The sequence below is a fragment of the Streptomyces sparsus genome (genome assembly GCF_054776295.1).
Map to the genome: position 1 here is coordinate 1 of NZ_BAAHCA010000090.1, position 10,291 is coordinate 10,291.

6 protein-coding genes are annotated in these 10,291 nt (G+C 72.7%); 2 read left to right on the forward strand and 4 right to left on the reverse strand.

The window, feature by feature from the left end; genetic code table 11:
* Positions 1-405: 405 nt before the first annotated feature.
* Positions 406-627 (reverse strand): hypothetical protein, encoded by a 222-nt coding sequence (locus ACYVE9_RS07840; protein ID WP_461027007.1) that lies wholly within the window; start codon positions 625-627, stop codon positions 406-408.
* A 184-nt stretch (positions 628-811) separates the two neighbouring features.
* On the reverse strand, positions 812-2,314 hold the full coding sequence (locus ACYVE9_RS07845; protein WP_461027008.1) for a UDP-N-acetylmuramoyl-L-alanyl-D-glutamate--2,6-diaminopimelate ligase: 1,503 nt from the start codon (positions 2,312-2,314) through the stop codon (positions 812-814).
* Between the two features lie 754 nt (positions 2,315-3,068).
* Between ACYVE9_RS07845 and ACYVE9_RS07850 the strand changes: the two genes are divergently transcribed.
* Complete coding sequence (locus ACYVE9_RS07850; protein WP_461027009.1) at positions 3,069-4,289, forward strand: alpha/beta hydrolase family protein; 1,221 nt, start codon at positions 3,069-3,071, stop codon at positions 4,287-4,289.
* Between the two features lie 109 nt (positions 4,290-4,398).
* Here ACYVE9_RS07850 and ACYVE9_RS07855 read toward each other — a convergent pair whose 3' ends face one another.
* A complete protein-coding gene (locus tag ACYVE9_RS07855; protein WP_461027011.1) occupies positions 4,399-5,037 on the reverse strand; it encodes a LamG domain-containing protein in 639 nt (212 codons plus the stop codon).
* A 376-nt stretch (positions 5,038-5,413) separates the two neighbouring features.
* Entirely contained in the window at positions 5,414-7,978 is a 2,565-nt protein-coding gene (locus tag ACYVE9_RS07860) for a glycoside hydrolase family 9 protein (RefSeq protein ID WP_461027012.1), read from the reverse strand.
* Between the two features lie 765 nt (positions 7,979-8,743).
* Between ACYVE9_RS07860 and rox the strand changes: the two genes are divergently transcribed.
* The gene (gene rox / locus ACYVE9_RS07865) at positions 8,744-10,195 is read left to right on the forward strand and encodes a rifampin monooxygenase (RefSeq protein WP_461027010.1); all 1,452 of its coding nucleotides are present in this window, start codon (positions 8,744-8,746) and stop codon (positions 10,193-10,195) included.
* Positions 10,196-10,291 lie beyond the last annotated feature (96 nt).

Here is a 10,291-nt window from a genome sequence, read left to right on the forward strand (position 1 = left end):
CCGCCCCGTGCCGCCCGAGGAGGGCAGCACCGGCGGGCGGTGTGCACGGGGGATGCGGTGCACGGGCGGGCGTGGTGCACGGGCCCGGGCCCCGCTACGGGCGGGGGCCGGACTCCGCGGTTTCGCCGTCGGGGGCTCCAGCGGAGGTGGTCGCGTCGAAGTCCGGTGCCTGGAACGGATTCGTCGCCGGAGGCGTCGAATCGGTCGCGGTGGGGGCGGAGTCCGGTTCGGGCGCGGAGAACAGCGGAGCCGTGTTGATGGGGCGTCTCCCTTTCGTCGGTGGACACGAGAGCAAGCGGGACGTCTGCCGAGGCGGACGTCAGCGGAGGGGGCCGTGGGGGCCGGAAGCGCCGGCCGGCCACGGGGTCCCGCGCGGGAGTGGTCCCCCGAGCGGGCGCGGGGACCTCAGAGCTTGGTCATCTTGCTGTAGGGGGTGGTGATCCTCTTCTGAAGCGAACCGAAGTCGACCAGCACGGCCACCTCGTCCTCGATACCGATGACCCGGCCGAGGCCGTGCACGTCGTGCGTGACCCGGTTGCCCACCGCGTACTGCTCGAGCGGCGCTACAACAGGGACCTTGAAGGGGCTGGTGGGCAGGTGTCGCCGGGTTGCGGCTGTCTTTTTCATTACCAGTAGTATGCGCCAGGCGACCGGTCCTGTGCTGCCCCCCTTCCGGTTCGGCCTTCGGAGCGGTGCCGCGCACACCCTGCCCGGGGCCCGCGGCGACGCCCACCGAAGGGGCGGCGCCGACCGCCCGGACGACACGCCCGTGCGGTCCTGCGCGCCGCGGTGGGGGTTCGCGGGGCGGGGGTCAGCGGTCGGTGGCGGAACGCCCGGCGAGCTCGCGGACCGTCGCCATGTCGCTGAACGGCAGCAGTTCCTCGCCGATGATCTGGTACGGCTCGCTGCCCTTGCCCGCGACCACGACGATGTCCTGCGGTCCGGCCACCGAGAGGGCGTGGCCGATGGCCTGCCGCCGGTCGGTGAACCGCGCGAACGGCGTGCCCGTCGCCGCGATGCTCGGCGCGATCTGGTCCAGGATCGCCTCGGGATCCTCGTTGCGCGGATTGTCCGAGGTGAGCACGCACAGGTCGGAGTGGCCTCCGGCGATCCGCCCCATGTCGGCGCGCTTGGTGGTGTCCCGGTCGCCGCCGCAGCCGAACACGGTGATGACCTTCGCGGGGGCGAAGTCGCGAATGGCGGTGAGTACCTTGTCGAGGGAGTCGGGGGAGTGGGCGTAGTCCACGATCACCGAGGTCCCGTTCGGCGCCTCGTACCGCTCCAGCCTTCCCGGCACCGGGGGCATCCGGTTCAGGGCGGCCACCAGTCCGCCCAGGTCGTGCCCGAGCAGATGGCAGGCGGCGAGGGTCGCCAGGGCGTTGGACACCGAGAACCGGCCCGCGACGGGGATCGCAGCCGGGAACTTCCGTCCGTCGTGGTGGAGCACGAAACGGGTGCCGGTCGCGTCGCCGACGAGGTCCGTCGCCCGGTAGTCGGCCTCCGCGTCGATGCCGTACGTGCTCACCGCCTCGGGCATCATCGCCTCGATGGTGGCGCCCACCGGGTCGTCGGCGTTGACCACCGCGCGTCGGCACAGCCCCTGGAACAGGCGCAGTTTGGCGTCCCGGTAGTCGGCCATCGTGCCGTGGTCGTCCAGGTGGTCCTGGGTGAGGTTGGTGAACACGCCCACGTCGATGAAGGTGCGGTCCACCCGGTAGGTGAGCAGCGCCATCGAGGTCGCCTCCAGCACCACACTGCCGGCGCCGAGATCGCGCATCCGGCCCAGCAGGTACTGGAGGTCGGGGGACTCCGGGGTGCTCAGCCCAGTCCGGGGCATCGGGATCAGTTCGTCGCCCACGCGGCTGCCCGAGGTGCCGATGACACCCACCCTGGCGCCCTCGGAGATCCGCAGCAGCGACTCGAGCATGTAGGACACGGACGTCTTGCCGTTGGTGCCGGTGACCGCGACCATGTCCATCTGCCGTCCGGGCTCGCCGAAGTAGTGGGAGGACACCACGGCGGCAGCGGTCCGGGCGTTCCCCACCCGCACCACGCACACTCCCTCGGTCTCAGCCCACACCGACGCCGGCAGGTCCGGTTCGGCGCCCTCCAGCAGGATCGCCGCCGCCCCTCGGGCCAGGGCCGGCCCGATCGCGCCCGGGCCGCCCTCGCGGTGGCCCGGAACGGCCACGAACAGCGAGCCGGGCTTCACCCGGTCGGTGTCGAAGGTGACTCCGGCGGTGATCGGTGTGGTGTCCGGGTCGCCCCGGAGCACCTGGTGGTCGTGTCCGGACAGCAGGTTGCTCAGCTTCACAGAGATCCTTTCGGTGCCCGCCCGGCCGGTGGTGCGGCCGTCGCAGGCGGCAGCCCCGGCGCGGTGCCGGGGGCTGCGGTGATCATGACGTCGAGCAGGTGGTGGTGGGGGAGTGGTGGAGCGACCGGTGCGTCAGCTCCTGGGGCGGTCTCGGACGGTGCGCCCGTGAACGGGCCCGTCCGGCAGAGCGTCGTGCCGTCTCCGCGGGTGGTGTCGCCGGCGGGAGCAAGGGCAGGACGGGGGCGGGGGGATCGCTAGCCGTGGCCGTGCAGGGCGTCGCGTCCGGTCTGGGGCGGTTCGGTCTCGGCCGCGGTGACCGGCCCGACCGCCGTCGGGCCCGGCAGTCGCCTCCCGGGCCGGGGTCGCGCGCCGACGGCCCGCGGCAGGCACTCCCCGACGGCACACATGCGACCCATGGCGAGAGTGTACGTGCCGGCCGGCGGCCGTCAGCCCACCGAGGCCACCGCCGACGGCACGGCATTCTCACTCGCACGGGCGTGCCATGCGTGTGCGGGCGTACGACGCGTCATGGCCGTGTCGTGCCCTGTTTCACTGTTCCGGGGGGTTTCGGCGACGTTCGCCTCCGGGTGGGAACCGGATCGGCATGCTGGACGGAGCCTGCCGCCGTAATGAGGGGCCGGCGCCACGGTGGCCGTTGCCACGGGCCATGGGCCGCCGCGGGCCGCCGTCTCCGCCGGCCGCGGTCACCGTTCCGCTGGAACCCGCCGAGTCCGCTCTCCGAAAGGCAACGACCGTGATCCTCGCACCCTTACGGCTCGATCCGCCGGAGAACGCACCCGCCGGCGACGCCTTCTACACCCCTCCGGCCCTCCCGCCCGGTGTGGAGTGCGGCACCCCGATCCACCAGCGGCGACTCGACAACACCACCGCCGCACTGCGCGAGGGCGACAACTGGCTGGTGCTCTACCGCTCACAGGACGTGCACGGCAGGGCCATCGCCACGTCCGGCATGCTGGCCCTGCCCCGCACCCCGCCGCCGCCCGGCGGGTACCCCGTGATCAGCTGGGCGCACGGCCCCGCCGGCGTCGCCGACCTGTGCGCGCCGTCACGCGCCGACCCGGAGTCCCCGGCGCACTCCGTGCACGTCCACCCTGGAACGCTGCTCGACGCGTTCCTCGCCCGGGGGTGGGCGGTGGTGAGGACCGACTACGAACACCTGGGCACCAGCGGCGGCCGGTACCCCTACCTGCTCGGCCCGTCCCAGGCCGTGGCCGTGCTGGACATCGTCCGGACGGCCCGTCACCTCTTCCCCGACCGGGTGTCGAGACGATTCGCCGTCGTCGGCCACTCCGAGGGAGGTCAGGCCGCCCTGTTCGCCGGCCACCACGCGCTCGCCTGGCCGGACCTGGACCTGAGGGCGGTGGCGGCTGTCGCACCGGCCAACCACCTGCTCGGCGCCGTCCGGGCAGGCGCGCTCGCCCCGGCGAGGAGCGACGGCTACGCCTCCACGCCGCTGCTGCTGAGCGGAGCCGTGGGCGGTGACCCGGACATCCGTCCGCACCGCGTGCTGTCCGAGGCCGCGTACGCGTTGTGGCCGCACGTGGACCGGCGCTGCCGGACCGGACTCGGCCGGTCCGACTCGTGGGGGCGGCTCCTGGGCGTCGAGCAGTTCAAGGGCGGATACCCCGCCTTCGTCAACGACGACCAGAAACGTTTCGAGGCGCAGCTCGAAGCGATGAACCCGAACGTGACCGTGTCCGTGCCCGTGCGCGTGTCCCAGGCCGCCGACGACCCGCGGGTGCCCGCTGCCCCACCCGCCCCGCTCAAGGGCACCGACGCGCTGGTCACCGAACTGCGCCGGACCAACAAGGACAGTGAGCACCCGGTGGTGTACCAGCGGTACGGTCCGGGCGAGGTGCCGCAGGACGAGCCGCTGGGCGTGCACTTCGCCACCCTCGACCACGACCTGCCCGCCCTCGTCGACTGGCTCGCCCCGCACCTCGAGGCCGACTGACCCGCTCGACGCCGCACCCGGACGGCCGTCACGACCGCCCGTCGGCCATGGCCGGTTCGGCGGCGTCCGGCGACGTCTGCCAGCGGGCCCGCCGCTCCCCGACCGGTGGCTACGGTCGGTGGACGTGCAGGTGGGCCACCTCGAACGACATCCGGGAGACGTCCGGCTCGGGCGGCGGGTGGTAACGCCCGGCGCAGACCGAGAGGTTGACGATGAGGTACGCCCGCCAACGCCGGCCGACCCCCCGGCGGTCGGCGAAGACCCGGGCACCGTTCACCCACCACACCACCGAGTGCGCCCCGAACTCGACGGTGAGATCGACCCACCCGCCGGGGCGGACGGAGGGGTCCCGGTGGTAGAGATGGCCGCCGCGCACGCGGTTGGACAGCTCCAGCAGGTCGCCGTTGTCCGGGTGGTACTCGAAGACGTCGATCTCCTGACCACCGTCCCGCCACGTCCAGATCGCGGGCCAGGCACCGAGCTGCTCCGGCAACCGGACCCTGGCCTCCAGCACGTCGCCGGTGCGGGCCATGAAGCCCTCTTCGCTGCCCTCCGTGGTCAGCAGCCCGGCGTCCCAGAGCCCGTCGGGACGCCGGGTGGCGCGGAAGACGCCCGAGCGGCTGTAGGCGGGGTCCGCCACGAGGTGGTCCAGCTTGTTGTCGCCCGCATTGGTGGGGCCGCCGCCCGGATACGCCCACGAACGGCCGGCGACCCACTGCGTGGTGGAGGCGAAGTCGGCGGTGAACAGCGGAGTGCGGCCCCCGGGCGGGCTGTTGCCGCCCCCTTCGCCGCCCTCGCCTCTTCCGGGGTCGGCGGCCGTCCCGCCGCCGGAGCCGGCGCCCGCGAGCCGTCGTGATCGCCCTCTGAGCCAGGCGAGCAGGTCGTTGAGCACGTCGCTCCTCCGTTCGTGCGAGGCGGTTCCTCCTGCGGTTACTGCCCCGGCGCCGAACGGCCTATCCGAAACACTCACTTATTGTGATGATCCGATCGCCAGTGGTCACGAAGGATTCAGGGGTGGAGGAGCGGCGGAACGTGCCGGTGCGGAGGCCCGGGGGATGCTCCCGGGCCTCCGCACCGCGATGTGCTGCCGGTGGGACGTCACCGGCGGTGGTCCTGCCTCCCGGTCACCGGCCGGTGCGTACCTCGCAGTCCTCGCCGCCGAGCCGGAACGCCGTCGGATCGTCCGCGTCCGCGCCGGCGGTGCCGTTGAAGCCGAAGGTCACCGTGCCGCCTGCCGCCAGCTTCGTGTTCCAGCTCACCGGCTCGGCCGTCACGGTGCGGCCGTCCTGCGCGGTCCTGGCGTTCCAGGACTGGGTGACGCGCTGGTCACCGGGGAAGGTCCACTCCAGTTCCCAGGGGCTGATGTCGGCCGTACCGGTGTTGGTGACGGCCACCTGCGCGGTGAAGCCGCCGTCCCAGCCGTGCGAGGTGTACGACACCTGGCACCCCTCACCGCCGGGCCCGCCGTCCTCGCCGCCGGTTCCGTCACCGAGGTCGTCCAGGTAGGAGGCGACCCACGCCAGCGGCGCGTTCCAGTTGATGGTGATCTCGTTGGTCGCCCACGAGCCGATGTCGTCGATGTAGCACATCGCCGGCGCGCAGCCCTGGAGTTTCTCCTGCGCCACCGGGTCGTCGATGCCGACGTTCGGTCCGCCCGCCACGGAGCCGGGCGGCGGGTTCGGCAGCGAGGAGTCGACCTGGTGCGCCCAGAACCGGTGGTGCTGGTTCTTCGAGTCCCGTTCGCCGTAGCCGGTGACGTACGACTGGTTCAGCGGATTGCGTCCCAGCAGGTACTCCATGCCGCTGAGCACCGCGTCGCGGTAGACGGAACGTTCGGTCAGGTCGTGGGCCGTGGCGAGCACGACCATGTTGTTGAGGACCTGGCTGTTGGAGCCCCACACGTACGCGTCGCCCTCGGGGGCGTACGGCACGCCGTACGCGGAGTCGGCGGCGTCCTGGGCGAATCCGTCGGCGGCCTCGACCAGCATGGCGCGCACTGCGCGCAGTTGGGCGTCCGTGAGGTCGTTCGGCACGGTGGCGAGACTCAGCGCGCCGAGGCCGGCCGTCGTCTGCCAGGACAGTCCGCCGCGCGGGAAGACCGCGTCGGTGTCGCCGTGCAGATCGGAGTCGAGAACGGCCCGACGGTAGGTTTCCTCCCCGGTGGTGACGAACAGTTCCGCCGCCGCCCAGTAGAACTCGTCCGCGACCTCCTCGTCGCTGTACGCCCCGCCGCCGGTGCCGTCACCCGGGTCGGCGAGCACGTCCGGGTGGGCCTTCGCCGCGGTCCAGGCCCGCTCGGCCGCGTCCAGGCAGCGCGCGGCGAAGTCCGCGTCGTACGGCTCGAACAACCGCGCGCACTGTGCGGCGCTCGCCGCCAGGTTGAGGGTGGCCGCGGTCGTCGGCGGGTGCAGTTCGCGCGGCTGCGGGTCCTCGCTCGGCAGCAGCGGCAGCCCGGTCCAGGCGCGGTCGTGGATCTTGTGGTGCGCCATGCCCGCGAGTTCCTCGCCCGCGGGCACCTGCATCTTCATCATGAAGTCCATCTGCCAGCGGGCCTCGTCCAGGACGTCCGGCACGTTGTTGCCGCGCTCGGGCACCCGCAGCCTGCCGTCGCCGAGAGCCTCACCGTCGGCGCCCTCCACGTGCACGGTGCGTTCGAAGTTCGCCATCACCTGGGCGACGGAGATGCCGCCGTTGACCACGTACTTGCCGTGGTCGCCGGCGTCGTACCAGCCACCGGAGACGTCCAGGCGGTAGTCGCACACGCCCTCCTGGCACGGCACGTCCAGGTCGCCCTGGTTGGGAGCCACGCCGATGTGCCCGGCCGGGCGCGCGTACTGCTCGCCGACGAGTCCGGCTTCGATCTCGATGCCGCTGCGGTTGTGGTAGAAGTACGCCAGCGCGTCCGAGCGCAGCGAGGAGTACAGGTCGTCGCCGATGGTGAACGGCTCGCTGGTCTCCCCGTCCACGGTGACGGTGTAGCCCTCGCCGGCCTTCGTGAACTCCCCGAAGTCGAAGGTGTGGACGTTCTCGCGGGAGGTGGAGTCGGTGCCCGCGGGCGCCGTCCTGCCCCGCGCGACCTCGCTGCCCTCGGAGTCCTTCAGTGTCCAGCCGAGCGGCTCGGTGGCGTCGGTGACCACGGTGCCGCTCTTGGGTGCTTCGGTGAGGTAGCCGACCTGGTTGACGCGCACGGGAGAACCGGTGTCGGGCTCGTAGGCGGGCGGTTCGGCGCCGCCGGTCAGTGAGACGTCGTCCACGCAGAACGTGTAGTCCCCCTCGCCGCCGCCGACCTGGAAGGCCAACTGGGCGGCGGTGTGGTCGGCGTCGGCGGTGAAGACGTGCTCGACGGGTTCGGCGGTGCCGTCGACCGGATCGGCCGCGGACAGCTCCGCCGTGTAGGGCTCGGACGCCATCTGGACGTTGGCCCGGATGGTGACGGGCACCGAGGAGGTCGCCGTGTAGCGGAGCGTGTAGCTCTCGCCCGCGGTGAGGGCGAGGTCGTTCTGCCCGACGATGGCGTCCCACGGGTTCGCCGTGCCGGCCGGTACCTCCGCGCACAGGCGGCCGTCGACGACCGCGCCGGGACTGCCCTCGCTCCACCACCAGCCGGTGGTGCCGTCGGAGAAGTCGCCGTTCGTGAGCAACTCGGGTGCCGCCGCCTCCGGTTCGGCACCCATGGCGGGCACGGCCATGGTGGTGGCCAGCAGGCCGGCGAGGGCCAGAGTCCCGAGTAAGCGGTGTCTGCTCCGCTGCGGACGCCCCTGCTGGGGGGCTTCCAAGGGCGGTTGGTGGGTCACGGCTCGGTCCTTCCGTGCGGGGGAGTGGCAGGACGTGTTCCTGGGAGCGCTCCCACGCATCGTGAGGGCATGGCGTGGGCGCGTCAAGATGTGCGGACGGGGTAACTGAGCGTTTCTGTCGCCGTGTTGCCGCCCCCCACCGGTTCGCACCGACCGCCCGTGGGCAAGCCGTCAGGCGCCAGGAGCCGAGCCGCGGCAGGTGACCAGGGAGGGGTCGCGGCGGTCGCGGTTCACCCCTCGTGTGGTGGCCGCTGCGGACGACAGGGCCGCCCGGCTCCCGCGCACCGGTGGTGTCGGCCGGAGCGGAGCGAGGAACGTGACGCCGACGCTCCGAGAGGAGGTCGGCGGAAGGCGGACGAGCCTGCCGCTCGGACCGGACCGCACATGGCAAAGGCAAGGAGCTCGCCCGCTCCTTGCCACTCTCAACATATAGCGCACGGGGGGCCTTGCGGCAAGGCCCCGGTGGTGCCGCAGAATGGTCCGCCCAGGGCCGCGACCTGCGGAAATGACGGCCTCACGCGGTAGCTGCATGCCTGTCGTCCCGGGGCCGCTTGGCGGTACCCGGTGGGCGCCGCAGTCGGCGGACCGTGCGGTCGTGCGGGCGTCGCCGGGCTGTGCCGGGTGGCCGGCCGAGATCCTTCTGCTGAACGGGGACCCTTGATGACTGACGTGATCGTGGTCGGCGGCGGACCGACCGGCCTGATGCTGGCCCGCGAGTTGCGGCTGGCCGGGGTGGACGTCGTCGTGCTGGAGAAACTGCTTGAACCGACCGCGGAGTCGCGCGGGCAGGGGCTGCACGTCCGCAGCGTCGAGCTGATGGACCAACGCGGCATGCTGGACGGGTTCCTCGCGGTCAGCGACCGCTTCCAGATCGGTGGTTTCTTCGGCGGCATCATGAAGCCGTGGCCGGAGCGGTTGGACACGGCTCATCCGTACGGTCTCGCCACGCCGCAGCCGGTCACCGAGCGACTGCTGAACGAGTCCGCCCTCGCCCTCGGTGTCGAGATCCGGCGCGGCTGCGAAGTGGTCGGGCTGAGCCAGGACGAGCACGGGGTGACCGTCGGGCTGGCGGACGGCACGCGGCTGCGTTCCCGCTACCTCGTCGGGTGCGACGGCGCCCGCAGCGTGGTGCGCAAGCGGCTCGGCGTCGCGTTCCCCGGCGAGCCCGCCACGGTGGAGACGCTGCTGGGGGCGATGGAGTTGGCCGAGGACCCGCAGACGGTCGCCGCCGTCGTGGAACGGGTCCGCAGGACCCAGCTGCGGTTCGGAGCCGTGCCCGACGGCGGCGAGGAGGGGCTGTACCGCGTCATCGTGCCTGCCGCCGACGTGGCGGAGGACCGGACGGCGCCGACGACCCTGGAGGAGTTCAAGGAGCGGTTGCGGGCGGTCGCCGGCACCGACTTCGGCGCGCACTCGCCGCGCTGGCTGTCCCGGTTCGGCGACGGCACCCGGCAGGCCGAGCGCTACCGGGTCGGCCGAGTGCTGCTGGCGGGCGACGCGGCCCACGTCCACCCGCCGACCGGTGGACAAGGGCTCAACCTCGGTGTGCAGGACGCGTTCAACCTCGGCTGGAAACTGGCCGCCGCGGTCAACGGCCGGGCCCCGGCGGGGCTGTTGGACACCTATCACGCCGAACGGCACCCGGTGGGTGCCCGCGTGCTGGACAACACCCGCGCGCAGATGGCACTGCTCGGCACGGGCCCGGGCGCGACCGCACTGCGGGAGCTGCTGTCGAAGCTGATGGACTTCGAGGAGGTGAACCGGTACGTGACCGAGATGATCACCGCGGTCGGGGTCCGCTACGACCTCGGAGAGGGCCATGAACTGCTCGGCCGCCGGATGCGGGACGTGGAACTGAGGCGCGGGCGCCTCTACGCGCTGATGCACGGCGGTCGCGGCCTCCTGCTCGACCAGACCGGACGGCTCGCCGTGACGGGCTGGGCGGACCGCGTCGACCACGTGGTCGACGTCAGCGAGGAACTGGAGGTGCCCGCGGTCCTGCTCCGGCCGGACGGCCACGTCGTGTGGGTGGGCGAGGACCACCACGGCCGGCAGGACCAGCAGGGCCTGGTCGAGCGGCTGTCGCAGTGGTTCGGCGCCGCCGCCGACTGAGCGGGCAGGAGCGCGGTTCGCGATGAGGCGACGGGTCTCCGGCCGGGCCGCGAGAACGACGGCGGCTCCCGGCTCCGAGAGAGTTCGGAGCCGGGA